Origin of the sequence: Frigoribacterium sp. VKM Ac-1396 (genome assembly GCF_015350895.1) — a bacterium.
Lineage (GTDB): Bacteria > Actinomycetota > Actinomycetes > Actinomycetales > Microbacteriaceae > Frigoribacterium.
This window is the reverse complement of sequence record NZ_JADKSD010000002.1, coordinates 592,867-616,283: the sequence shown is the minus strand read 5'-3', so window position 1 is coordinate 616,283 and position 23,417 is coordinate 592,867. Positions and strand designations below refer to the sequence as shown.

22 protein-coding genes and 1 tRNA gene are annotated in these 23,417 nt (G+C 70.5%); 10 read left to right on the top strand and 13 right to left on the bottom strand.

Annotated elements, in window-relative coordinates; all coding sequences use genetic code 11:
• Positions 1-6: 6 nt before the first annotated feature.
• The 3 genes from ITJ55_RS09970 to kynU all read left to right on the top strand — a co-directional run bounded on the left by ITJ55_RS09970 (position 7) and on the right by kynU (position 3,338).
• Complete coding sequence (locus ITJ55_RS09970) at positions 7-801, top strand: class I SAM-dependent methyltransferase (protein WP_194595215.1); 795 nt, start codon at positions 7-9, stop codon at positions 799-801.
• Positions 802-906: 105 nt separating this feature from the next.
• Positions 907-2,079, top strand: a complete 1,173-nt coding sequence (locus tag ITJ55_RS09965) for an amidohydrolase (RefSeq protein ID WP_194595214.1) — start codon at positions 907-909, stop codon at positions 2,077-2,079.
• On the top strand, positions 2,076-3,338 hold the full coding sequence (kynU, locus tag ITJ55_RS09960) for a kynureninase (protein ID WP_194595213.1): 1,263 nt from the start codon (positions 2,076-2,078) through the stop codon (positions 3,336-3,338). Before ITJ55_RS09965 ends, kynU begins: the two co-directional genes overlap by 4 nt.
• A 175-nt stretch (positions 3,339-3,513) precedes the next feature.
• Here kynU and nrdF read toward each other — a convergent pair whose 3' ends face one another.
• From nrdF to nrdH, 4 genes are all read right to left on the bottom strand, one after another.
• Positions 3,514-4,539, bottom strand: coding sequence for a class 1b ribonucleoside-diphosphate reductase subunit beta (gene nrdF / locus ITJ55_RS09955; RefSeq protein WP_228498105.1), 1,026 nt, complete (start codon positions 4,537-4,539; stop codon positions 3,514-3,516).
• 445 nt (positions 4,540-4,984) lie between these two features.
• On the bottom strand, positions 4,985-7,090 hold the full coding sequence (gene nrdE, locus ITJ55_RS09950) for a class 1b ribonucleoside-diphosphate reductase subunit alpha (protein WP_194595609.1): 2,106 nt from the start codon (positions 7,088-7,090) through the stop codon (positions 4,985-4,987).
• A gap of 32 nt (positions 7,091-7,122) precedes the next feature.
• Entirely contained in the window at positions 7,123-7,542 is a 420-nt protein-coding gene (nrdI, locus tag ITJ55_RS09945; protein WP_056261864.1) for a class Ib ribonucleoside-diphosphate reductase assembly flavoprotein NrdI, read from the bottom strand.
• Between the two features lie 82 nt (positions 7,543-7,624).
• Complete coding sequence (nrdH, locus tag ITJ55_RS09940) at positions 7,625-7,858, bottom strand: glutaredoxin-like protein NrdH (protein ID WP_043596549.1); 234 nt, start codon at positions 7,856-7,858, stop codon at positions 7,625-7,627.
• Between the two features lie 316 nt (positions 7,859-8,174).
• Between nrdH and ITJ55_RS09935 the strand changes: the two genes are divergently transcribed.
• The 3 genes from ITJ55_RS09935 (at position 8,175) to ITJ55_RS09925 (ending at position 11,011) form a co-directional block, all read left to right on the top strand.
• Positions 8,175-9,383 carry an MFS transporter gene (locus ITJ55_RS09935; protein ID WP_194595212.1) on the top strand — a complete coding sequence of 403 codons (1,209 nt, stop codon included), beginning with the start codon at positions 8,175-8,177 and terminating at the stop codon, positions 9,381-9,383.
• A 107-nt stretch (positions 9,384-9,490) separates the two neighbouring features.
• Positions 9,491-10,321: an aldo/keto reductase gene (locus tag ITJ55_RS09930; RefSeq protein WP_228498103.1), complete on the top strand. Its 831-nt coding sequence runs from the start codon at positions 9,491-9,493 to the stop codon at positions 10,319-10,321.
• A gap of 156 nt (positions 10,322-10,477) precedes the next feature.
• Complete coding sequence (locus ITJ55_RS09925; RefSeq protein ID WP_194595211.1) at positions 10,478-11,011, top strand: ribonuclease H; 534 nt, start codon at positions 10,478-10,480, stop codon at positions 11,009-11,011.
• Positions 11,012-11,254: 243 nt separating this feature from the next.
• Here the strand turns inward: ITJ55_RS09925 and ITJ55_RS09920 are convergent, their stop codons facing one another.
• Positions 11,255-12,016, bottom strand: a complete 762-nt coding sequence (locus ITJ55_RS09920) for an SDR family NAD(P)-dependent oxidoreductase (RefSeq protein WP_056261851.1) — start codon at positions 12,014-12,016, stop codon at positions 11,255-11,257.
• A gap of 69 nt (positions 12,017-12,085) precedes the next feature.
• The gene (locus ITJ55_RS09915; RefSeq protein WP_194595210.1) at positions 12,086-14,656 is read right to left on the bottom strand and encodes an RNA helicase; all 2,571 of its coding nucleotides are present in this window, start codon (positions 14,654-14,656) and stop codon (positions 12,086-12,088) included.
• Between the two features lie 527 nt (positions 14,657-15,183).
• Between ITJ55_RS09915 and ITJ55_RS09910 the strand changes: the two genes are divergently transcribed.
• Positions 15,184-15,699: a flavin reductase family protein gene (locus ITJ55_RS09910; protein ID WP_194595209.1), complete on the top strand. Its 516-nt coding sequence runs from the start codon at positions 15,184-15,186 to the stop codon at positions 15,697-15,699.
• Between the two features lie 39 nt (positions 15,700-15,738).
• Here the strand turns inward: ITJ55_RS09910 and ITJ55_RS09905 are convergent, their stop codons facing one another.
• Complete coding sequence (locus ITJ55_RS09905) at positions 15,739-15,921, bottom strand: hypothetical protein (protein WP_194595208.1); 183 nt, start codon at positions 15,919-15,921, stop codon at positions 15,739-15,741.
• 224 nt (positions 15,922-16,145) lie between these two features.
• Here ITJ55_RS09905 and ITJ55_RS09900 point away from each other — a divergent pair, with 224 nt between their 5' ends.
• Positions 16,146-17,048, top strand: coding sequence for an NAD(P)-dependent oxidoreductase (locus ITJ55_RS09900; protein WP_071256952.1), 903 nt, complete (start codon positions 16,146-16,148; stop codon positions 17,046-17,048).
• Between the two features lie 203 nt (positions 17,049-17,251).
• Here the strand turns inward: ITJ55_RS09900 and ITJ55_RS09895 are convergent, their stop codons facing one another.
• The 6 genes from ITJ55_RS09895 to galU all read right to left on the bottom strand — a co-directional run bounded on the left by ITJ55_RS09895 (position 17,252) and on the right by galU (position 22,245).
• Positions 17,252-18,850 carry a methyltransferase gene (locus ITJ55_RS09895; RefSeq protein ID WP_370544106.1) on the bottom strand — a complete coding sequence of 533 codons (1,599 nt, stop codon included), beginning with the start codon at positions 18,848-18,850 and terminating at the stop codon, positions 17,252-17,254.
• Positions 18,851-18,963: 113 nt separating this feature from the next.
• Positions 18,964-19,167 (bottom strand): hypothetical protein, encoded by a 204-nt coding sequence (locus ITJ55_RS09890; protein ID WP_194595207.1) that lies wholly within the window; start codon positions 19,165-19,167, stop codon positions 18,964-18,966.
• Positions 19,168-19,372: 205 nt separating this feature from the next.
• Positions 19,373-19,448 (bottom strand) — tRNA-Ala (locus tag ITJ55_RS09885).
• A gap of 68 nt (positions 19,449-19,516) precedes the next feature.
• On the bottom strand, positions 19,517-20,566 hold the full coding sequence (locus tag ITJ55_RS09880; protein WP_194595206.1) for a hypothetical protein: 1,050 nt from the start codon (positions 20,564-20,566) through the stop codon (positions 19,517-19,519).
• 118 nt (positions 20,567-20,684) lie between these two features.
• The gene (locus ITJ55_RS09875) at positions 20,685-21,332 is read right to left on the bottom strand and encodes a GNAT family N-acetyltransferase (RefSeq protein WP_194595205.1); all 648 of its coding nucleotides are present in this window, start codon (positions 21,330-21,332) and stop codon (positions 20,685-20,687) included.
• A 16-nt stretch (positions 21,333-21,348) separates the two neighbouring features.
• Positions 21,349-22,245 (bottom strand): UTP--glucose-1-phosphate uridylyltransferase GalU, encoded by an 897-nt coding sequence (gene galU / locus ITJ55_RS09870; RefSeq protein ID WP_194595606.1) that lies wholly within the window; start codon positions 22,243-22,245, stop codon positions 21,349-21,351.
• A 66-nt stretch (positions 22,246-22,311) separates the two neighbouring features.
• Here galU and ITJ55_RS09865 point away from each other — a divergent pair, with 66 nt between their 5' ends.
• Complete coding sequence (locus ITJ55_RS09865; RefSeq protein ID WP_194595204.1) at positions 22,312-22,890, top strand: 5-formyltetrahydrofolate cyclo-ligase; 579 nt, start codon at positions 22,312-22,314, stop codon at positions 22,888-22,890.
• Positions 22,891-22,916: 26 nt separating this feature from the next.
• Positions 22,917-23,345 carry an FmdB family zinc ribbon protein gene (locus tag ITJ55_RS09860; protein WP_194595203.1) on the top strand — a complete coding sequence of 143 codons (429 nt, stop codon included), beginning with the start codon at positions 22,917-22,919 and terminating at the stop codon, positions 23,343-23,345.
• Positions 23,346-23,417: the final 72 nt, after the last annotated feature.

Sequence of the window (23,417 nt, the reverse complement as noted above, 5' to 3'; positions counted from 1 at the left end):
GTTCTGGTGACACATCAACCAACCCGTCAGGGGTCCGATCCGGCCGCCCACGGCTTCGACCCCACGCGACCCGATTCCGACCTCGCCGCCTCGTTCGGGCTGGCCGCCGACGTCTACGAGAGGGGCCGCCCGTCGTACCCGCTCGAGGCCGTCGACTGGCTGCTGCCCGACGGCGCCTGTCACGTGGTCGACCTGGGGGCCGGCACCGGCAAGCTCACCCGACTGCTGCTCGACCGGGCACCGACGGTCACCGCCGTCGAGCCGTCACCCGGCATGCGCGCGACCCTCGAGCAGGTCGTGCCCGGGGCCGTCTCGGTCGCCGGTTCGGCCGAGGCCCTCCCGCTCGACGACGACTCGGTCGACGCCGTGCTGGTCGCGCAGGCGTGGCACTGGGTCGACACCGACCGCGCCGTGCCCGAGATCGCCCGGGTGCTGCGCCCCGGCGGCACGCTCGGCCTCATCTGGAACATCCGCGACGAGTCGGTGCCGTGGGTGGCCGAGCTCAGCCGCGTCATGCACCAGCCCCGCGAGCGCGACATGGGGTCGGACGCCCCGGTCGTCGGGGCCCCGTTCGGCGCCGTCGAACGTCACGACGTCACCTGGGTGCACGAGCTCGGGCGGGACGAGTTCCTCGCCATGATCGCGTCCCGCAGCTACGTCATCACGCTGTCGCCCGACGACCGCGCGGCGTTGCTGCGCGACGTCGAGCGGTTGCTCGACACGCACCCCGACACCCGCGACGTCGACCTGATCCGGTTGCCGTACGTGGCGCGGTGCTCGCGGGCCGTCCTGCCCGGGTAGGTCGCGCCTCCTCGGCTCCTCCCCAGCCCGCGGGCCCGCCTCGTCGTCCCCGGACGCGGGCGGGCCTGCGAGGCGTCGGCAGCGCGCACGAATAGGGTCGGGGTCATGGATCAGGAGGCGCGGCTCGTCACGGTCGACCACGCCTGGTCGGGCCGGTGGTCCGGTCGCAGCCTGCTGCGGCTCGACGCGCACGGCGTCGTCTTCGCCGGGCCCGCGGACGCCCACGACGCCGACGCGCTCGTCGGGGCCGAGCTGCCGCACGTCCCCGGCACCGTGCTCGCCCCCTTCACCGACTCGCACGTCCACCTCGGCCTCGTCGACGCCGCCCATCTGCCCGCCGGCGGCATCGCCCGCGTCGTCGACCTCGGGTGGGACCCTGCCGTGGCCCGCGGGTGGCTCGACCGGTCGGGTCGCGACGGCTGGCCCGAGGTGTCCGTCGCCGGCGGGCTCGTCACGGCCCCGGGTGGTTACCCGAGCCGGTCGGGCTGGGCGCCGCCCCGGGCCGCCCTGGCCGTCGGCGGCCTGCGTGCCTCGACCCGGCTGCGGCGTGCCGCCCGCGTGGTCGGGCAGCAGCACGCCCTCGGCGCCACGGTCGTGAAGGTTGCGCTGAACTCCGACGTCGGCCCCGTGCTCGACGACGCGACGCTCGCCGCCGTGGTCGACGCGGCCCACGGGTTCGGGCTGCCCGTCGTCGCGCACGTCCAAGGGGCGGGCCAGGCCGCGCGGGCACTCGAGGCGGGCGTCGACCGGTTCGCGCACACCCCCTTCAGCGAGCGGCTCGACGACGACCTCATCGCGCGGCTGGCGGCCTCGACGACGTGGATCAGCACGCTCGACATCCACGGGCCGCGCGGTGCAGCTCAGGGGGTCGCGAAGCGATCCGCGACCCCAGCGCCGAGGGAGCCTGCGACCGAGGTCCCGGGTGGGTCCGCATTCCTCACAGCCGTCGACAACCTGTCGCGGTTCCGCACCGCCGGGGGCCGCGTGCTCTACGGCACCGACCTCGGCAACGGCGACCTGCCCCTCGGGGTCAACGAGCGCGAGCTGCGCGCCATGGGTCGGGCCGGCTTCGGGCTGGCCGGCCTGCTCGAGGCACTCGCGCCCGACGTGGCCGAGCCGACCGGGGGCGCCCGGTTGCCCTTCACCCGCGTGACCTGGATCGCCGACGCGCCCCGCGCCTCCGCGTCCTCCGACGAGCGGGCCGCCTGGCTCGCCGGCGCCACAGCCCTGACCGCCGACGAACTGCTCGGCGTCGCCCTCGAGGAGAAGACCCGATGACCGATCCGCTCGCCTACCCCGTCGACGCCGCCGACCCCGACGAACAGGCCTCGGCGCACCCCGCGGCACCGCTCGACGCCGCCGACCCGCTCGCGTCGTTCGTCGACCGGTTCGTGCCGGCGGGCGACGTCGTGTCGTACCTCGACGGCAACTCGCTCGGCCGACCGGTCGCCGCGACGTCGACCCGCCTGGCCGAGTTCGTCGCGGACGCCTGGGGCACCCGGCTGATCCGCTCGTGGGACGAACGCTGGATGGCCTTGCCGACCGAACTCGGCGACCGCATCGCCTCGGCCTGCCTCGGGGCCGCCCCGGGTCAGACGGTCGTCGCCGACTCGACGACCGTGCTGCTCTACAAGGCGATCCGGGCGGCGCTGCGGGCCCGGCCCGACCGGCACGAGATCGTCATCGACGACGACCAGTTCCCCACCGACCGCTTCGTCGTCGAGGGCATCGCGCGCGAGCACGGCGCGACGATCCGCTGGATCGCCGTCGACAAGGCGACCGGCGTGACCGTGCCGCAGGTGCGCGACGTCGTGGGGCCCGACACGGCCCTGCTGATCGTCAACCACGTCTCGTACCGCTCCGGGTGGCTGGTCGACCTGCCTGCGATCACGGCGATCGTGCACGAGGCGGGCGGGCTCGTGCTGGCCGACCTCTGCCACAGCGTCGGGGTCGTGCCGATGCGGCTCGACGACTGGGGCGTCGACCTCGCCGTCGGCTGCACGTACAAGTACCTCAACGGCGGGCCGGGGGCGCCCGCGTTCGTCTACGCCCGCGCCTCGCTGCTGCCCGAGCTCGACCAGCCGATCCAGGGCTGGATGGGCGCGGCCGACGTGTTCGCCATGGCCGACGGGTACACGCCCGCCGAGGGCATCCGGCGGTTCGTCAGCGGGACTCCCCCGGTGCTCGGCATGCTCGCGATGCACGACATGCTCGACCTGATCGACGAGGCCGGCATCGACGCCGTCCGGGCGAAGTCGCTCGCGCTGACGGACTATGCGTTCGAGCTCGTCGACGCCTGGCTCGTGCCGCTCGGGGTGACGGTCGCGACGCCGCGCGACGCGTCGGAGCGCGGCAGCCACGTCACCATCACCCACGAGTCGTTCCGCGAGATCGTCGCCCGGTTGTGGGAGGGCGGCGTCGTGCCCGACTTCCGCAACCCCGACGCCCTGCGCATCGGTCTGTCTCCGCTCAGCACCTCGTTCGCCGAGGTGCGCCTCGGCATCGCGGCGATCCGGGCGGCGCTGCTCTCCGACTGAGCACGCCCCCGGCACACCGCCGTGTGGACAAGACACCGCGGCACGAGGCGGTGTCCGGTCCACTTCCCGGTGTTCTCGCCGATCGACCGCGCCGAAACCGACCTGCGGGGCGCACCCGGACGCAGAACAGGCGCCGCCCGGGTGGGCGGCGCCTGCTGCGCGGTGCGGGGGTGGGCTAGAAGTCCCAGTCCTCGTCTTCGGTGTTGACGGCCTTGCCGATGACGTACGACGAGCCCGACCCCGAGAAGAAGTCGTGGTTCTCGTCGGCGTTCGGCGAGAGCGCGGACAAGATGGCCGGGTTCACGTCGGTCGTCTCTTTGGGGAACATCGGCTCGTAGCCGAGGTTCATCAGCGCCTTGTTGGCGTTGTAGTGCAAGAACTTCTTGACGTCTTCGCTGAGGCCGACGCCGTCGTAGAGGTCTTGCGTGTACTGGATCTCGTTCTCGTACAGCTCGAAGAGCAGGTTGAACGTGTAGTCCTTGATCTCTTGCTTGCGCTCGTCGGAGGCGCCCTCGAGACCCTTCTGGAACTTGTAGCCGATGTAGTACCCGTGCACGGCCTCGTCACGGATGATGAGGCGGATCAGGTCGGCCGTGTTGGTGAGCTTGGCGCGCGACGACCAGTACATCGGCAGGTAGAAGCCGCTGTAGAACAAGAACGACTCGAGCAGCGTCGAGGCGACCTTGCGCTTCAGCGGGTCGTCACCGGTGTAGTAGTCGAGGACGATCTGGGCCTTCTTCTGCAGGTTGACGTTCTCGGTCGACCAGCGGAAGGCATCGTCGATCTCGGGCGTCGACGCGAGGGTCGAGAAGATCGACGAGTAGCTCTTGGCGTGCACCGACTCCATGAACGCGATGTTCGTGTAGACGGCCTCTTCGTGCGGGGTGATCGCGTCGGGGATCAAGCTGATCGCGCCGACCGTGCCCTGGATCGTGTCGAGCAGCGTCAGGCCGGTGAAGACCCGCATGGTCATCTGCTGCTCTTCGGGCGTCAGGGTGTTCCAGGACTGCACGTCGTTCGACAGCGGGATCTTCTCGGGCAGCCAGAAGTTGTTGACGAGCCTGTTCCACACCTCGACGTCTTTGTCGTCGTTGATACGGTTCCAGTTGATCGCACTAACGCTGCTCACCAGCGGCACGGACCTTCCAGTGGCGTGAGCCGGGTCGCCTGCAACGCTGTTGATCTTGTCGGTGATAGTCATGCGAGAAGCCTGCTCCAGAGTTGAGTCATCTTTTGGGTGGTGCGGCGGGCCGAAGACCCGCCGCACCTAGGGCACTAAACGCGCTGCGTGATCGTGCCGTTCGGGTTTCGAGCCGCAGTACTGGCCGTGACAAAACGACCAGTGCTAGCGGAACGGTTCACGGACGTGGAATTGCTCGTGCCGCGTCCCACTCGTTCCGTCGTGGTCTTACTGGGCCACCGCGCTGCGGCTGCCTTACTGACGAATCGACCAGAACCGGCACTTCGGTTGACTGTTCGAGCCATGTTTTCACCTCCCCTCCGGAGCGTTAGCCCCGGAGAGCCCAGCCGTAGTGGCCGGTTCAACTCGGTGTAGGGTTGACCTTCCGACTCGCCAGTTGGAAGTCCCTATCCGGGGCTTTGGAGGCCGAACCCTTGCAGGGGTTCGGCCTCCAGCTTTTTAAGTTCTAGAGCATGCAGCTGACGCAGCCGTCGACCTCGGTGCCCTCGAGCGCGAGCTGGCGGAGGCGGATGTAGTAGATCGTCTTGATGCCCTTGCGCCATGCGTAGATCTGCGCCTTGTTGATGTCGCGCGTGCTCGCGGTGTCTTTGAAGAAGAGCGTGAGCGACAGGCCCTGGTCGACGTGCTGCGTCGCCGCGGCGTAGGTGTCGATGATCTTCTCGGGGCCGATCTCGTACGCGTCGGTGTAGTACTCGAGGTTGTCGTTCGTCATGAACGGCGCCGGGTAGTACACGCGACCGAGCTTGCCCTCTTTGCGGATCTCGATCTTCGAGGCGATCGGGTGGATCGACGACGTCGAGTGGTTGATGTACGAGATCGAACCCGTGGGCGGCACGGCCTGCAGGTTCTGGTTGTAGATGCCGTGCTGCATGATGCTGGCTTTGAGCGCGAGCCAGTCGTCCTGCGTGGGGATCGAGACGCCGGCGTCGGCGAAGAGTGCGGCGGCCCGCTCGGTCTCGGGCTTCCACTCGGTCTCGGTGTACTTGTCGAAGAAGGTGCCCGACGCGTACGTGCTGTCTTCGAAGCCGCCGAAGGTGACACCACGCTCGATCGCGATGGTGTTCGAGGCGCGCAGGGCGTGGAACAGCACCGTGTAGAAGTAGATGTTGGTGAAGTCGATCGCCTCGGGCGTGCCGTAGTGCACGCGCTCACGGGCCAGGTAGCCGTGCAGGTTCATCTGGCCGAGGCCGATGGCGTGCGACTGGTCGTTGCCGACCTCGATCGAGCGGACCGACGTGATGTGGCTCATGTCGCTGACCGCGCTGAGGCCGCGGATCGCGGTCTCGACGGTCTTGCCGAGGTCGGGGGCGTCCATCGAGAGGGCGATGTTCATCGAGCCGAGGTTGCAGCTGATGTCTTTGCCGATCTGGTCGTACGAGAGGTCTTCGTTGAACGTGGTGGGCGTGTTGACCTGCAGGATCTCGGAGCACAGGTTCGACATGTTGATGCGGCCCTTGATCGGGTTCGCCTTGTTCACCGTGTCTTCGAACACGATGTAGGGGTAGCCCGACTCGAACTGGATCTCGGCGATCGTCTGGAAGAAGTCGCGCGCCTTGATCTTGGTCTTCTTGATGCGCGAGTCGGCGACCATCTCGCGGTACTTCTCGCTGATCGCGACGTCGCCGAAGGGGACGCCGTAGACCTTCTCGACGTCGTACGGCGAGAAGAGGTACATGTCTTCGTTGTTCTTGGCGAGCTCGAACGTGATGTCGGGCACGACGACGCCGAGCGACAGCGTCTTGATGCGGATCTTCTCGTCGGCGTTCTCGCGCTTGGTGTCGAGGAACCGCATGATGTCGGGGTGGTGCGCGCTGAGGTACACGGCACCGGCACCCTGACGGGCACCGAGCTGGTTCGCGTAGCTGAAGCTGTCTTCGAGCAGCTTCATGACGGGGATGATGCCCGACGACTGGTTCTCGATCTGCTTGATCGGCGCGCCGGCCTCGCGGATGTTCGAGAGCGACAGGGCGACGCCGCCACCACGCTTCGACAGCTGCAGCGACGAGTTGATGCCGCGCGAGATCGACTCCATGTTGTCTTCGATGCGCAGCAGGAAGCAGCTGACGAGCTCGCCGCGCTGGGCCTTCGCCGTGTTGAGGAAGGTCGGCGTGGCCGGCTGGAAGCGTCCGGCGATGATCTCTTCGACCAGGTCGACGGCGAGCTTCTCGTCACCCTGGGCGAGGCCGAGGGCCGTCATGACCACTCTGTCTTCGAAGCGCTCGAGGTAGCGCTTCCCGTCGAAGGTCTTGAGCGTGTAGGACGTGTAGTACTTGAACGCCCCGAGGAAGGTCTGGAAGCGGAACTTCTTCGAGTAGGCCAGGTCGTTCAGCTTCTCGATGAACGCGAAGTCGTACTGCTCGATGGTCGCGAGCTCGTAGTACTCGTTCTCGACGAGGTAGTCGAGGCGCTCACGCAGGTTGTGGAAGAACACGGTGTTCTGGTTGACGTGCTGCAGGAAGTACTGCTTGGCCGCCTCGCGGTCCTTGTCGAACTGGATCTCGCCGGACGGGCCGTAGAGGTTCAGCATCGCGTTCAGGGAGTGGTAGTCCATGCCGGAGCTGAGACCCTGCCCCGGTGCGGCGATCACTTCGAGGTCATCGACTGCAGTGTCCAAAATTCTTCCAATCCTGTCTGTACGGCTTGTACGTCGTCTGGCGTTCCGAAGACTTCGAAACGGTAGAGAAGGGGAACGTCGCACTTGGCGGCGATGATGTCGCCGGCCAGGCAGTAGCCCTCTCCGAAGTTGGTGTTGCCCGCCGCGATCACGCCTCGGATGAGGCGCCGGTTGCCCTCGTCGTTGAGGAACCGGATGACCTGCTTCGGGACGGCGCCTCGCCCCTCGCCGCCACCGTAGGTCGGCAGGACGAGGACGTAGGGGTCACGGACGTGGAGCGGTGGCTCGGACGGGAACAGCGGGATGCGCCGGGCCGGCAGTCCGAGCTTGGTGACGAAGCGGGCGGTGTTGCCCGAGACGCTCGAGAAGTAGACGAGTTCGTTCGTCACGACGAGTCCTCGCCTCCGACGCGGTGTGGGGCAGGGCCCCGGGTCACGATGCTGACTGGACGGACGCGACGCGCCCGGTCGACTAGTCGACCTTGGCGGCCAGCGCGGCGATCTTGTCGGGGCGGAAGCCGCTCCAGTGGTCGTCGTCGGCGATGACCACGGGGGCCTGCATGTAGCCCAGGGCGCGGACCTTCTCGAGGGCGGCGTCGTCGGCGGTGACGTCGAGCACGTCGTACTCGATGCCCTTGTTGTCGAGGGCTCGGTAGGTGGCCGTGCACTGGACGCAGGACGGCTTGGTGTAGACGGTGATGGCCATGGGATCCCCTGTGTTCTGGCCGGCCCCTGAGGCCGGATCGGTGGTTCGTGAGCCTGCGGGGCGTAGTGCCCGTGGCGACTCTTCGATACTACATCTTGTGGCCGACACTGGTGGGCACAACTAGATGCGGTGTTACACGGCTGTAATTATCCACAGGCCCATGCACAGGTTGTGAACAGATCGGGGCCGGTTCTCCCCCGTTTCTGGCGGGGTTGTGCACATCTTTCTCCCCACCACCGACATTCGGGGCCGGTGTCCCCAATTCGGGCCACCGGCGTGTCGCAACCGTCGACCGCGCTCGTAGACTTGACCCCTCGTGAGCACCTATTCGACCCTGCTGAAGACGCCCGGCGTCTCGCGCATCATCGCGGCCCAGCTGACCGCGCGCTTCCCGTTCGGCATGCTGTCGCTCGCGTTCCTGCTGCACGTCGAACACGTGCACCACTCCTACGCCGCGGCCGGCCTCGTGCTCGCCGCGACGAGCATCGGCCAGGCGATCTCGGGGCCGCTCACCAGCCGCTGGATGGGCCGCTGGGCGATGCGCCCCGTCCTGACGCTGACGCTGGTGGTCTGCCTGATCACGATGGTCACCTTCACCCTGTACGACTTCTCGGTGCCCGTGTTCATGGCCCTCGGCTTCGTCACGGGCCTCAGCGTGCCGCCCGTGCAGCCGGCCGTCCGCACCATCTACCCCAAGATGGTGACCTCGAACCAGCTGACCCCCCTCTTCTCGCTCGACGCGTCCGCCCAAGAGATCATCTGGGTGGCCGGCCCGGTCATCACCACCTTCGTCGGCACGCAGGTCGGCACTCGCGAGGCCATCTGGCTCGCGGCCGCGTTCCTGGTCGGTGGCGGCATCTGGTTCATCGCCTCGCCCGAGGTCGGTCGCGTCCGCATCCCCCGCAGCAAGCGGGCCTTCGGCAAGGTGCTCGCCCGCCCGACGGTGCTGCTCGCGACCGTCGCCGGGTTCTTGCTCATCGGGGCCTGCGCCGCGGTCGAGGCCGGGGTCGTGGCGCTCTTCGGCGAGGGCAGCGCCGACTCGGGCATCGCACTGGCGATCTTCGCCGCGGGCTCGCTCGTGGGCGGCCTCGCGCTCGGGCACGTCCCGGTCGGCCCGTGGGCGCTCGCCCGACGCATCGCCATCGTGTTCGTCGGCATGACGCTCGCGATCTTCGCGACGGGCCTCTGGCCGATCAGCCTCACCCTGTTGATCGCAGGCGTCGGCATCGCCCCGGCACTCGCCGTCATGTTCGCCGTCGTGTCGTCGAGCGTGAAGTTCAGCGACACCGCCGAGGCCTACGGCTGGGCCGGCACCGGCCAGCTGATCGGCTCGGCCCTGGGGTCGGCGATCGCCGGCTTCGCGATCGACCACGTCGGCGGCCAGGGCGGCCTGATCGTCGCGGCCTGCTTCGCCTTCGTCGGCACGATCGTCGGTGCCGTGTTCCACAAGGCGCTGCCCGACCTGCGTGGTCGCGACGCGAGCCCGCTGCCCGACACCGAACCGGTGCCGATCCAGGCGAGCTGACCCGCGCCTCCCGGGCCCAAGAGGTTCCGCCGCGGCACGCACCGTTCACCCGACCGTCGCCGACGACGGGCGACACGTGTCAGCCGGAGGCTGGCAGAGTTGTGGGCATGCCCACACCCGACATGCCCCAGATCACCCTCAACGACGGCCGGACGATCCCGCAGCTCGGGCTCGGCGTCTACAAGGTCGCCGACGACGAGGCCGAACGCGTCGTCGAGACCGCCCTCGCCGAGGGCTACCGGCACCTCGACACGGCCGAGTTCTACGCGAACGAGACGGGTGTCGGCCGAGCCCTCCGCGCGTCGGGCCTGCCCCGCGACGAGGTGTTCCTCACGACGAAGGTCTGGAACACCGCGCACGGCTACGATGAGACGCTCCGCTCGTTCGACGAGAGCCTGGCGAAGCTCGGCACCGACCACGTCGACCTCTACCTGATCCACTGGCCGGCCCCGCGGCAGGACAAGTACGTCGAGACGTACCGCGCCCTCGAGACGATCCGCGCCGAGGGCCGGGCGCTCTCGATCGGCGTGAGCAACTTCCAGGTGGCGCACCTCGAACGCCTGCTGGCCGAGACCGACGTCGTGCCGGCCATCAACCAGGTCGAGGTGCACCCCTGGCTGCAGCAGCACGAGCTGCGCGCCTTCGACGCCTCCCACGGCATCGTGACCGAGGCGTGGTCACCGCTCGCCCGCGGACGCATCCTCGACAACGCCGCCCTCGTCCGCATCGGCGCGAAGCACGGCGTCACCCCGGCCCAGGTGACCATCCGCTGGCACCTGCAGCAGGGTCTCGTCGTCATCCCCAAATCGGTCACGCCCTCGCGCATCCGCGCCAACCTCGACGTCTTCGGCTTCGAGCTCGACGCGGGCGACCTCGCGGCGATCGCGGGCATCGAGACCGGCGAGCGCACCGGTTCGCACCCCGACCACAACGGCTGACCCCGGCACTCCCGTCGGGCTCCGACGCCGACGGGCCGGCGACGACGCCCGGCCGCGACGTCGCTCCTCGACTCCCCCGCAGGAGGCGCGGGTCCGGTCGGTCGCGCCCGGCACGTTACCGTGGAGCGGCAACCCGTCGACGCAAGGAGCACCCGCATGACCATCACCGCCGCAGCAGACGGATCGGCCCTCGGCAACCCCGGCCCCGCCGGATGGGCCTGGTACGTCGACGACGAGCGGTGGGCCGCGGGCGGCTGGCCGCGCGCGACGAACAACCAGGGCGAGCTGACGGCCGTGCTCGAGCTGCTGCGCGCCACCGCCGGCACCGACGACGACCTGCACATCCTCTGCGACAGCCAGTACACGATCAAGGCGTGCACCGAGTGGATGCCCGGCTGGAAGCGCAAGGGCTGGCGGAAGGCCGACGGCAAGCCCGTGCTGAACGTCGAGATCCTGAAAGAGCTCGACGCCGCACTGGCCGGGCGGAAGGTGCGCTTCGAGTGGGTGCGCGGCCACGTCGGCCACGAGATGAACGAGGCCGCCGACGTGCGGGCCCGCGGCGCGGCCACGGCGTTCCAGAACCGCACCGACGTGCCGTCCGGGCCCGGGTGGCCGGGGGCACCGGCCGCGACGACCGCCCCGATCGCGGCGCCCGCGACCCCGCCCGCGCCTCCTGCGACGCTCTTCTGACCCCGGCGCCCCCGCACCGCACCGCACCGCACCGCACCGCACCGCACCGCGAATCGCGCACCGCACCTGATCTAGTCGCGGTGCCATGCACGAAACGCGGTGCCGTACCGCGAGGCGCGGGGCAGCGCAGGGCAGGGCAGGGCAGCGCGGGGCAGCGCAAGGCCGTGCCGTGATGTGCCGTGCCGTGGCGGGCCGTGGCGGGCCGTGCCGTGCGGTGCCGGGTCGGGCCGGGCCGCCGCGCAGCTACATCGAGGGGTGCGTGCTCGACAGGCCGCCGTCGACGACGAACTGCGCGCCGGTCGAGAAGGCCGAGTCGTCGCTCGCGAGGTGCAGGGCGAGCCCGGCGACCTCGTCGGGCTTGGCGAGCCGCCCGCGCGGGCTCATCGCCTTGAACGCGTCGAGCACCTGCGGCTGGGCCTCGACCTGGCGGCGGAACAGCGCCGTGTCGGTCGGGCCCGGGTGCAGCGAGTTGATGCGGATGTTCCAGCCCTCTTGGGCGGCGTGGGCCGCACTCGACCGGGTCAGGCCGACGAGCGCGTGCTTGCTCGCCGTGTAGGCCGCGTCGTCGCCGAAGCCGAGGAACGACGTCGCCGGGGCGAGGTTGATGATCGACCCGCCCCCACCGTCGGGGTTGGCGCGCATCTGCTCGATGGCGAAGCGGGTGCCGAGCATGACGCCCGTGACGTTGACGGCGAAGACCCTGTTCCAGCTCTCGAGCTGGGTGACGTCGATCGACTGGCCCGAGACGATGCCGGCGTTGTTGACCAGCACGTCGAGCCGACCGTAGTGCTCGGCGATGCGATCCATGACGCGCTTCCAGTCGCCGCCGTTGGCGACGTCGTGCTGCACGAACTCGGCCCCCGTCTCGGCGGCCACGCTCGAGCCGTCGACTATGTCGGTGGCGACGACCCGGGCCCCCTCGTCGGCGAACCGCCGGACGATCGCCTCGCCGATGCCCGAGGCGGCCCCGGTGACGATGGCGACTTTGCCGGACAGACGGGACATGGCGACCTCTTCGTGGTGGAACGCGGGCGGTGCTGGTCGGCTGCCGGGGTGTGGCACGACCCTACGAGATTACCCCTCGACGGGTGACGGTCGGCTCCGTTCGGAGGCCGGCCCGACGGCCGTCACGGTGACCACGGCCTCGCCGCGTTCGTCACTCGAGGCGAGGTCGACGACGGCCGAGATGCCGAAGTCGTGGTCACCCTCGGGGTCGGCGAAGATCTGCCGGACGCGCCAGACGCTGGGCAGCTGCTCGACCTGCAGCATCTGCGGTCCGCGCGCGGCGGCGTCGGTGCCGATCGCGTCGTACTCGTCGTAGTACCGGTCGAGCGCCTCGCCCCACCGGTCGGCGTCCCACCCCGAGCCCGCGTCGAGGGCGCCGAGGGCGTCGGCGTCGTCCCGCGCGGCCAGCTCGACGCGGCGGAACAGCTCGTTGCGCACCATGATGCGGAAGGCCCGCTCGTTGGCGGTGAGGGTGCGCAGGGTCGGCGGCACGATCTCGTCGTGGGCCAGGGCCTCTCGCGGGTTCACCATCTCCTCCCACTCGTCGAGCAGGCTCGAGTCGACCTGACGCACCAGCTCGCCGAGCCACTCGATCACGTCGACCAGCTCGTCGGTCTTGGCCTCGTCGGGCACGGTCTGCCGCAGGGCCCGGAAGGCGTCCGACAGGTAGCGCAGCACGAGCCCCTCGGAGCGGGCCAGTCCGTAGAAGTTCACGAAGTCGCCGAACGTCATCGCGCGCTCGTAGAGGTCGCGCACGACCGACTTGGGGCTGAGCGCGAAGTCGCCGATCCAGGGCTGCGAGGCCGCGTACGTCTCGAACAGGGCGGTCAGCAGTTCGTCGAGCGGCTTCGGCCAGGTGACCTCCTCGAGCAGCTCCATGCGCTGGTCGTACTCGATGCCCTCGGACTTCATCGCCGCGACGGCCTCGCCCCGGGCCTTGAACTGCTGCTGCGACAGGATCGGCCGGGGGTCGTCGAGCGTCGCCTCGACGACCGAGACCATGTCGAGGGCGTAGGTCGGCGACTCGACGTCGAGCACGTCGAAGGTCGCCAGGGCGAAGGGCGACAGCGGCTGGTTGAGCGCGAAGTTCGCCTGCAGGTCGACCGTCAGCCGGATCGTCGGGGCTCCGCCGTCGGGCGCGGGCTCTTGCACGACCACCTCGGCCGTGCGGAGCGTCCGGTAGATCGAGATGGCCTGGCGGGCCATGGCGTACTGCTTCGCGAGCGGCTCGTGGTTGTCGAACACCAGCGACCGCACGTTCGCGAACACGTCGCCGCCCCGGCCGATGACGTTCAGCAGCATCGCGTGGGTGACCTGCATGTGCGACGTCAGGGCCTCGGGCTCGGCCGCGATCAGCTTGGTGAAGCTGGGCTCGCCCCACGACACGAAGCCGTCCGGCGCCTTCTTGCGGACGATCTTGCGCTTCTTCTTCGGGTCGTCGCCCGCCTTCTCGATCTGCTTCAGGTTGTCGATCTCGTGCTCGGGCGCCTGCAGCGTGACCGTGCCCGAGGTGTCGTAGCCCGCGCGACCGGCCCGGCCGGCGATCTGGTGGAACTCACGTGCGCTCAGCTGGCGCATGCGGGTGCCGTCGAACTTGGTCAGGGCCGTCAGCAGCACGGTGCGGATCGGCACGTTGATGCCGACGCCCAGGGTGTCGGTGCCGCAGATGACGCGCAGCAGTCCGCGCTGGGCGAGCTGCTCGACCAGGCGGCGGTACTTCGGCAGCATGCCCGCGTGGTGCACGCCGATGCCCGAGCGCACGAGGCGGTTCAGGGTCTTGCCGAAGCCGGTGCTGAAGCGGAACCCGCCGATCAGCTCGGCGATCTCGTCGCGCTGCTCGCGGCTGGCGATCTTGATGCTCGACAGCGCCTGCGCCCGTTCGAGTGCCGCGGCCTGCGAGAAGTGCACGACGTAGACGGGTGCCTCACCGGTCGAGAGCAGCTCTTCGACCGTCTCTTGCACGGGGGTCTGGGCGTAGAAGTAGTGCAGCGGCACGGGGCGCTCGACGCCGGTGACCCGGGCGACGGGTCGACCGGTGCGACGGGCGAGGTCGTCGGTGATGCGCGTGACGTCGCCGAGTGTCGCCGACATCAGCAGGAACTGCGCCCGGGGCAGCAGCAACAGCGGCACCTGCCAGGCCCAGCCCCGCGACTGGTCGCCGTAGAAGTGGAACTCGTCCATGACGACTTGGTCGACGGCCGCGTCGGCCCCGTGCCGCAGGGCCAGGTTCGCGAGGATCTCGGCGGTGCAGCAGATGATGGGCGCGTCGGCGTTGACCGACGAGTCGCCGGTCACCATGCCGACGTTCTCGGGCCCGAACAACTCGACCAGCGCGAAGAACTTCTCGCTGACGAGCGCCTTGATCGGCGCCGTGTAGTACGACCGCCCGCCCTGGCTCAGGGCCACGAAGTGGGCGCCGGCCGCGACGAGCGACTTGCCGGTGCCGGTGGGCGTGCTGAGGATCACCGACGCACCGCCGACGAGCTCCATCATCGCCTCGTCCTGAGCCGGGTAGAGCGGCAGCCCGCGCGACTCGGCCCACTCGGCGAACGCCGTGTACGCCGTGTCGGCGTCGTACGAGTCGACGCCCGGGTGCGACGGGAGCAGGGCGGCCAGGGGGGCGACGGGAGCGGGCGACATGATGACTCAACCCTGCACCATCGACCGGGTCGTGGGCGACGTCCGCGACGCGACTCCGACGACGCGCGGATCGTCCGACCGCGGGGACGCGTCGACGCCCCCGCGGCCGGCCCCCCGCCTCGTGCCCTGAACCTCCACGAGGTGAGAGGAACTCAAGTAAAACACGAGGAGGCGCGCCTCGCGAACCGACGGCGACGGCGACGACGACGGCCTCGGCGGGCGGCGCCGACGCCGAGAAGAGGGCACGCCCCGGTCGACGAGCAGAACTCGGACCAGGGCGTGCCCACCGGGCCCACGGCCGAGGACCTCACGAAGTCGGATCAGGAGACCACGCTGGGTTCGACAGCCGCTTGTCGGGAACGGGCGCCCCGGTAACCAGCCGGTGAGCGCACTACACCGTACCTCGGACGGCGCCCGACGTGGTGGGTGACTTGCAGGTGATTGGACGAACGCGTAATCCGGACGAAACACCCGCGGGCTAACGTCGCGGTGAACCAACTGGTTCACATCAGTCGACGGGAGCCCCGATGACCCACACCACGACGCTCTCCCCGGTCGACCGCTCGGCCTTCGCCGTCTTCCCGAGCGGGGTCGCCGCCCTGGCCGCGACCCGCCCCTCGGGCCCGGACGGCCCCTCCGGCCCCGACGGCATGGTCGTCTCGAGCTTCACGGTCGGGGCGTCGTTCGACCCGCCCATGGTGACCTTCTCGGCACGCGACGACTCCGCGACCTGGGCCCGCCTTCGCGAGGCCCCGACCCTGGGGGTGTCGGTGCTCGCGGCCGATCAGGGCGAGCTGTGCCGACGGCTGTCGTCACGGACCCGCTCGGCGCGGTTCGCCGACGTCGAGTTCACGACGACCCCGGACGGGGCCGTCCTGGTGACGGGCGCCCCGCTCCGCCTCGAGTGCGTCGTGCACCGCGAGGTGCCCGCGGGCGACCACGTCGTCGTCATCTTGCAGGTGCTCGGCGCCGAGGTCGACGGCTCGGCGTCGCCGCTGGTCTACCACGACACGGCCTTCCACTCGCTGCAGCCGATCGCCTGAGCGGCCGCCGACTCGGGTTCTCGTGGGGCCGAGCGAACGTCAGCGCAGGGGCTGTTGTCCACCCAGCAGGTCGTCGAGCTGCTCGACCGCACCCTCGGTCGCGGCCTCGTCGGCGGCGGAGTCGCCGTGCACGTCGACGGGCTCGGGGCTGTCGCCGTGCACGGCCGCGGGGTCGGTGTGGTCGTCGGCGTCGTGCTGCGCGGGGTCGGTGTGCGTGCTCATGGGGGCCTCTCTCGGGGGCCGACGGTCGACCCCGGTCAGGCCGAAGCTACCCGTCACCTCCGACACGGCTCCCAGCGGACCGAGGCCGACGCCGCGCCTCCTCGGTGACGCGCTCGGCGCGGACCGACCGCGGACGGCCCCGGCCTAGTAGAAACGTGAGGAGGCGCGCAGCCCGACCCGTGCGCCTCCAGACCCGCCGGGCCCCCCGGCAGAAAGGGCCGACGATGTCGTCTCCCCGCACCCCCACCACCCGAGTCGCCGTCACCGGCGGCAGCGGCAAGCTCGGTCGCGCCGTCGTGCGCGACCTCGCCGAGCACGGCTACGAGGTCGTGCTGCTCGACCGCGTCCCGAGCCCCGACCCCGTCGAGGGCGTCGTCTTCGTCAAGGTCGACCTGACCGACTACGGCCAGGTCGCCCAGGCCCTGACGAGCGTCGACGACCGGTACGACCACATCGACGCCGTCGTGCACCTCGGCGCGATCCCCGCACCCGGCCTCGTGCCGAACGCGGCGCTGTTCACGAACAACGTCACCTCGAGCTACAACGTGTTCGCCGCGGCCCGCGCCGCGAAGATCCGTAACGTCGTATGGGCATCGAGCGAGACGCTGCTGGGCATCCCGTTCGACATCGACCCGCCGTACCTGCCGCTCGACGAGGAGTACCCGGTGCGCCCCGAGTCGTCGTACTCGCTCGGCAAGGCCGTCGAAGAAGAGATGGCGCGGCACTTCACGCGCTGGGACCGTCAGCTCAAGCTGATCGGCCTGCGCTTCTCGAACGTGATGGACGACGGCGACTACTCGGAGTACCCCTTCGACGAGACGCCCGAGAAGCGCACCTTCAACCTCTTCTCGTACATCGATGCCCGCGACGGCGCCCAGGCCGTCCGCAAGGCACTCGAGAGCGACCTGGTCGGCTTCGAGGCGTTCATCATCGCGGCGTCCGACACGGTCATGAACACGCCGACGGCCGTGCTCGCCGAGCAGTACTGGCCGCAGGTCGAGAAGCGCCGGGCGGTCGAGGGCGTCGAGCCGTTGCTCAGCAGCGACAAGGCCCGCGACCTGCTCGGCTTCGTGCCCGAGTACTCGTGGCGCGAGTGGGGCGAGCGCACCGGCAACCACCGCGGCTGATGCGTCGCCCGGCGGGCACGATCAGTCGGGCACGCCCAGGCGGGCGCGCTCAGGCGGGAACGATCAGTCGGGCGCGCCCAGGCGGGAACGATCAGTCGGGCGCGCCCAGGCGGGAACGATCAGTCGGGCGCGCCCAGGCGGGAACGATCAGTCGGGCGCGCCTCGGCGGGGACACTCCAGCGGGCACGGTCAGGCGGCCGCGATCAGGCGCGCAGCATGCCGATCGTCACGAGCTCGCGCACCCGGGGCAGCAACTCGGCCCGGAGACCGGCCTCGTCGACCCCGAGCAGTTGGGCGAGGGCCCCGACGATGGCGTCGACGCTGAGTTCGCCGTCGCAGGCTCCGACCAACGCCGAGAGCGCGGTGCCCGATTCGACCGTCCGGGCGAAGCCCCCGCCCTGGCGTAGCAAGATCACGGTGGGGTCGTCGTTGCCGGGCCAGTAGTGACGTTCTTCGGTGACGTCGCCCGCGACCACCAGTCGTCGCCCGGCCAGCTGCTCGTCGTCGAGCCCGCGCAGCAGGTCGATCGCCTCGAGCGTGCCGAGCAGGTGGGCACCGAGGCCGACGTCGTTCTGTCCGAGCCCGCCCAGGAGGCGCTCCGTGCGCACCATGGGCGCGCTCGCGTCGTCCGCCGGTCGCCTCACCGTGACGTACCCGAACCCGACCTCGACGACGCCCCGGGACTCGAAGTCGCCGAGCCACGCCTCGTAGAGCCGCTCGAAGTCCGGGGTGCCGGGGCGCGTGCCGCCGTCGCGGATCCAGGTCTCGGCGTACGCGGTGGGGTCTTGCACCTCGCGCTCGACCACCCAGACGTCGACGGGCACGTCGCCCCGGGCGGCCCAGCCGGCCACCGAGTACGCACCGCGCTTGCCGGCCACCGAGCCCGCGCCTCCGGACTCCCAGTTGCCGAGCAGCTGTGCGACGCCGCCCGGCGCGAGGTGCCGGCCGAGGCCCTCGACGACCGAGGCGACGAGGTCGTCGCCCACCATGCCGCCGTCGCGGTACTCGTACTCGGGCACGCCCTCGACCCGCGGCGTGATGACGAAGGGCGGGTTCGAGACGATGTGGTCGAAGGTCTCGCCGACGACCGGCTCGAAGAGGCTGCCGAGGCGGAGCTCGATGCCGTCGACCAGGTTGAGGGCGGCGTTGAACGCGGCGAAGTCGAGGGCGCGCCGCGAGATGTCGGTCGCGACGACGTGCCGCGCGTGCCGTGCCGCGTGCAGCGCCTGGATGCCGCACCCCGTGCCGAGGTCGAGCGCCCGGTCGACCTGCCGCGAGACCATGAGGCCGGCCAGCGTCGCCGAGGCTCCCCCGACGCCGAGCACGTGGTCCTCGCGGAGGGCCCCCTCGACCACGAGCTCGCCCAGGTCGGAGGCGATCCACCAGCTCGCCTCGCCCGACGCGTCGACGAACGCGTAGGGGCGGAGGTCGACGAGCGCCCGGACCACGTCGCCGTCGCGGGCCACGAGACCGACGTCGACCGCGCCGTCGACCCCGAGGGTCGGCAGGGCCTCGGCGACGACCTTGGGGGCCTGCGGGTAGCCGAGCACGAAGAGCAGGGCGAGCGTGGCGGCCGGGCGCACCGACTCGTCGCGGGCTGCGCTCCGGGCCAGGGCGCGTCTCGCGGCGACCCGCTCGCCACGGAAGAGCGCGGCGCCGGCGTGCGAACCCCAGGCGTCGGCACCCTGCAGCCGCTCGACCGTGAACCCGGACGCGGCCAGGTCGGCCCGCAACCGCGCCAGCAGCTCGGGGTCGGTGGTCAGGTGAGGCGTCGGGGCGTCGGTCGGGGTCGTCGGAGGCACCCGACCATCATGGTGCAGGAGGCGCGGTGCCGGTCGCCGAGGAGGCACGGCACCGCCCACCGGTGAGGCGCGGCGTCCGTCGCCTGCGGGCAGTCTTCCGTCGCGACGGACGATCAGGCGGGCAGCACCGAGAACTCGAACTCGCCGTACATGTGGGCGGCCTCACGGAGGTGGTGCAGGGCCTCCTCGGCGTCGAGTCGCGAGTGGTACGGCCCGCGGGCCGGCGCGCCCGGCAGGCTGCGCGCGTACGAGTAGTGCAGGTACCAGACCGGGTGGTCGTGCTCTTCGTGCTGCACGATGCTGACTGCGAGGGACATGCCGGGATGCTACGACCGCCCCACCCCGGCCGCACCCGCTCACAGCGGATCCATCAGATCGCACGCCTCACGCGTTCCGGGACCGTGAGACCCCACGAACTCGCCGAGACCCCTGTGCGCGCAAGAGGGTCTCGGCGACTTCGTGGGGTCTCGGCGGCGGGCGGCACGCAGAAGGCCCGGGTCGTGGTCGACCCGGGCCTTCGTCTGGTGGAGCTAAGGGGATTCGAACCCCTGACCTTCTCATTGCGAACGAGACGCGCTACCAACTGCGCCATAGCCCCAGAAACTGCTCTGCCACGATAGCACCTCGTCGAGCGACGGATGAACCTCGACAGGGCGCAGCCGCGGGTCAGACGGCGCGGCGGCGCTGCAGGGCCTCGTCGAGCGAGAAGGCCGACTGCGGCAGCTCGTCGATGATGCCCATCCGGGCGAAGCGGCTCTGGGGGCGGGGCGGGGCGACCGGCTCGACCCGCGCCTCCTCGGCGGGCGCGGCAGGCGCGTCGGCAGCCGACGCGGCGGGCGCAGGAGGCGCGGCGACGGTCACCGGAGCGCGTCGCGTCGACTGCAACGCGGCCTCGGCCCGCGCGGCCTCGCGCAGGGCGTCGTGCTGTGCCGCCCGCAGGGACTCGACCGAGCGACGGGAGTCCTGCCGCAGCACGGCGGCCGGGTCGACCGTCGCGGCGGCCGGGGCGGGACGCTGCCGCCCGCGGCGCAGGTAGAGCGGCTTCGGCACGGGCACGGGCGTCCAGAGGCGCGACTCCGCGGCGGCCTCGTCGTCGCGGACGACGACGCCCTCGCCCATCACGCCGGAGAAGTCCTTGAGCGGCTGGGCCACGGGGGCGACGACGGCCCGACGGGCACGAGCGCGCGAGACCGCGGCCAGTTGGGCCAGCATCGCGATCGACCCGCCACCGAAGACGAGCCCGGCGACGACCAGCACCCACGACGACGTCAGGCCCGCGGCGACTCCCCCGACGACGGCCACCACGCTGAGGGCCAGCACGACGGTCGAGACCAGCCGGGAGCGCCGCAGCCGACGCGCGGCGAGGGCGGGGTCGCGGTCGGCGGCCCGCAGCACGGGGGCGGCCGCGGCGAGCTCGCGGGTGACGGCACGCTGCCGCGCGGCCTCGTGGGCCCGCCTCAGGGCCTCGCGCCGCGCCTCCTCGTGTCGCAGGATCTTCTGGGCGTCGGCGACCGACCGGGCGTTCGCCTCGACGCGCACCTCGTCGGGCACCTCGGCCGTCTGGGCGAGGATGCGCAGGGTCTGCTGCAGCCGCACGGCGTTGCGCTCGGTCGCGAGGTACTCGCGTCGGCGCTGCCAGGTGGGCACGAGGTAGACGAGCCAGAGCGCGGCGACGAGAGCGAGGACGACGCCTCCACCCCACGACTCGATGTTCATGGTGACCAAGGTATGAGGGCGCGGGGCCCGGAAGCCGCTGATCGACAGGTGTGTCCGCGTGTCGCACGGCGGAACCGCCTCGGGGAGCCGGCCGACGACCCCCGCGGGGCCGGGCCGGCTAGAGCGGCAGCGTGCGCCCGGCCTCGGCCAGCGCCTCGGCCGGCACGCTGCCCTGGCCGACCGGCACGGTGCCCGTCGTCCAGCGACGCAACACGCCCTCGGGCACCTCTTCGGCGACGAGCGCGAAGCAGAAGTGGTCGCGCCACGAGCCGTTGATGTGGATGTACCGCCGACGCAGGCCCTCGTAGCGGAAGCCGAGCTTCTCGACCACGCGCAGGCTCGGGGCGTTCTCGGGCCGGATGCAGATCTCCATGCGGTGCAGGCCCAGCGCCCGGAAGCAGTGGTCGGTGGCGAGGGCGACGGCCGTCGGCGTCGCGTTGTGGCCCGCCGCGCCCTGGGTGACCCAGTAGCCGATGGTGGCCGAGCCGAGCGAGCCGTACGCGATGCCCGAGACGTTGAGCTGGCCGACGAAGCGGCCGTCGAGCTCGATGGCGAAGGGCAGCCCGAGACCGGCACGGGCGTTGGTCTGCAGCGAGCGGATGCTGCCGCGGACGTCGTGGCTGGTGAAGCCGTTCGGGTTGGTGGCCTCCCATTGCCGCAGCCACGACCGGTTCTCCATCAGGGCCTGGTCGAGGTCGCGGGTGTCACGGAGGCGGAGGGGGCGGATGGTCACCGCCCCCTCCGTCAACGTGGGGATGCTCGTCACGGAACGTGTCGCCTGCTTACTTCTCGAGCCCGGCGGTGAACTCTTGCAACCACGGGCGCAGTTCGCCACCGATGTCGTCGCGGTCGCTGGCGAGCTGCACGATGGCCTTGATGTAGTCGAGCTTGTCACCGGTGTCGTACCGACGACCACGGAACACGACGCCGTACACGCCGCCGGTCCACTCTTCGGCCCCGGCCATCTTCATGAGGGCGTCGGTGAGCTGGATCTCGCCGCCCTTGCCGGGCTCCTGCTTCTCGAGGACGTCGAAGACCTCGGGGCGGATGACGTAGCGGCCGATGATGGCCAGGTTCGAGGGCGACTCGCCCTGCGCCGGCTTCTCGACGAGGCCCGTGACCTTCACGACGTCGTCCTCGTCGGTCTTCTCGACCGTGGCGATGCCGTAGAGGTGGGTCTGCGAGGGGTCGACCTCGAGCAGGGCGATGACGGTGGCGTTCTTCTGGCCCTGCACCTCGACCATGCGCGTGAGCAGCGGGTCGCGCGCATCGATGATGTCGTCACCGAGCAGCACGGCGAAGGGCTCGCGACCGACGTGCATCTTGGCCCGGAGCACCGCGTGGCCGAGGCCGAGCGGGTCCCCCTGACGCACGTAGTGCATGTCGGCCAGGTCGGTCGATTGGTTGACCTTGGCGAGCTTGTCGTGGTCGCCCTTCTTCTTCAGCGTCTCTTCGAGCTCGCTGACGTGGTCGAAGTGGTTCTCGAGTGCGTTCTTGTTGCGCCCCGTGATCATCAACACGTCGGTGAGGCCGGCGGCGACCGCCTCCTCGACGACGTACTGGATCGCCGGCTTGTCGACGACCGGCAGCATCTCCTTCGGCATTGCTTTCGTGGCGGGAAGGAACCGTGTCCCCAGACCCGCGGCGGGAATGACTGCTTTAGAAATCGTGAAGCCCATGCGGGTCAGCGTAACCATCCCCGACGTTTCACGGAGGTTAATAGTCGGACGGTTAAGATCGACGTCATGACTGACGACGTCGGCAACGCCAAACGCGCCCTGCGAGCCGAGATCCGCCAGAAGCGTCGCACCCTCGGTGCGCACGAGAGAGAGACCTCGACCGAGGGCATCACGCAGCACCTCACCGAACTCGCCACGAGCCTGTCGGTGCGCTCGATCGCCGCCTACCTGTCGACCGACGTCGAGCCCAACACGCGCCCGTTCTTGAACTGGGCCTTCGCGAACGGCATCCGCGTGCTGTTCCCGATCACCCGTGCCGACGGCCTGCTCGACTGGGCGGTCGGCGACGGCGAGAGCGAGCGGCGCGGCCTGTTCGACCTGCCGGAGCCCGTCGGCGAGGTGCTCAGCCCGATGGCGATCAACGACGTCGACCTCATCGTCGTGCCCGCCGCCTCGATCGACCACGGCGGCATGCGCATGGGCTGGGGCCGGGGTTACTTCGACAAGACCCTCGGCTCGATGGAGCGTCGCCCGCCCGTCTATGCTGTGGTGTTCGACCCCGAGTACGTCGAGTCGGTGCCCCGCGAGCGGCACGACCAGCCCGTCGACGGCGTCGTCACCCCCTCCGGCATCCACGAGTTCTAGACTCGCCTTCCCCCAGGAGCGCCTCCGTGCCCACCTACTCGTACCGCTGCACCGAGTGCGACAACGCGTTCGACATCGTGCAGTCGTTCACCGACGACACCCTCACGGTCTGCCCGGTCTGCCAGGGCAAGCTGCGCAAGGTCTTCAGCCCCGTCGGCGTCACCTTCAACGGGTCGGGCTTCTACCGCACCGACTCGCGCTCGAAGAGCACCTCGGGCGCCGGCTCGGGCTCTGGCTCGGGCGACAAGGGCTCGTCGTCCGCCTCGTCGGACAAGGGCTCAGGAGGCGCGAGCGGCTCGTCGTCGTCGGGCGCCTCGGGCAGCGGGTCGGGTTCGTCCTCGTCCGGCAGCGGCTCGTCGGGGTCGGGTTCGTCCGGCTCCGGCTCCGGCTCGTCGGGCTCGGGCTCGTCCGGGTCGGGCTCGGGCTCGTCGAGCGGTTCGTCCCGCCCGTCCTGACCCGCTGAGGCGACGGGCGCGACCACGGCCGCGCGCCTCCGTGGTTGGCTGTACGTCGAGAAACTCATCTCG

Excerpts from the sequence above, each read along its gene's own strand:
- nrdE (WP_194595609.1), bottom strand. The coding sequence starts at position 7,090 with ATGGACTACCACTCCCTGAACGCGATGCTGAACCTCTACGGCCCGTCC.
- ITJ55_RS09905 (WP_194595208.1), bottom strand. The coding sequence starts at position 15,921 with ATGAGCACGCACACCGACCCCGCGCAGCACGACGCCGACGACCACACC.
- ITJ55_RS09920 (WP_056261851.1), bottom strand. The coding sequence starts at position 12,016 with ATGTCCCGTCTGTCCGGCAAAGTCGCCATCGTCACCGGGGCCGCCTCG.
- ITJ55_RS09965 (WP_194595214.1), top strand. The coding sequence starts at position 907 with ATGGATCAGGAGGCGCGGCTCGTCACGGTCGACCACGCCTGGTCGGGC.
- ITJ55_RS09915 (WP_194595210.1), bottom strand. The coding sequence starts at position 14,656 with ATGTCGCCCGCTCCCGTCGCCCCCCTGGCCGCCCTGCTCCCGTCGCAC.
- nrdF (WP_228498105.1), bottom strand. The coding sequence starts at position 4,539 with ATGACTATCACCGACAAGATCAACAGCGTTGCAGGCGACCCGGCTCAC.
- ITJ55_RS09890 (WP_194595207.1), bottom strand. The coding sequence starts at position 19,167 with ATGTCCCTCGCAGTCAGCATCGTGCAGCACGAAGAGCACGACCACCCG.
- ITJ55_RS09865 (WP_194595204.1), top strand. The coding sequence starts at position 22,312 with ATGACTGACGACGTCGGCAACGCCAAACGCGCCCTGCGAGCCGAGATC.
- nrdH (WP_043596549.1), bottom strand. The coding sequence starts at position 7,858 with ATGGCCATCACCGTCTACACCAAGCCGTCCTGCGTCCAGTGCACGGCC.
- kynU (WP_194595213.1), top strand. The coding sequence starts at position 2,076 with ATGACCGATCCGCTCGCCTACCCCGTCGACGCCGCCGACCCCGACGAA.
- ITJ55_RS09900 (WP_071256952.1), top strand. The coding sequence starts at position 16,146 with ATGTCGTCTCCCCGCACCCCCACCACCCGAGTCGCCGTCACCGGCGGC.
- ITJ55_RS09910 (WP_194595209.1), top strand. The coding sequence starts at position 15,184 with ATGACCCACACCACGACGCTCTCCCCGGTCGACCGCTCGGCCTTCGCC.
- ITJ55_RS09925 (WP_194595211.1), top strand. The coding sequence starts at position 10,478 with ATGACCATCACCGCCGCAGCAGACGGATCGGCCCTCGGCAACCCCGGC.
- ITJ55_RS09930 (WP_228498103.1), top strand. The coding sequence starts at position 9,491 with ATGCCCACACCCGACATGCCCCAGATCACCCTCAACGACGGCCGGACG.
- galU (WP_194595606.1), bottom strand. The coding sequence starts at position 22,245 with ATGGGCTTCACGATTTCTAAAGCAGTCATTCCCGCCGCGGGTCTGGGG.
- ITJ55_RS09880 (WP_194595206.1), bottom strand. The coding sequence starts at position 20,566 with ATGAACATCGAGTCGTGGGGTGGAGGCGTCGTCCTCGCTCTCGTCGCC.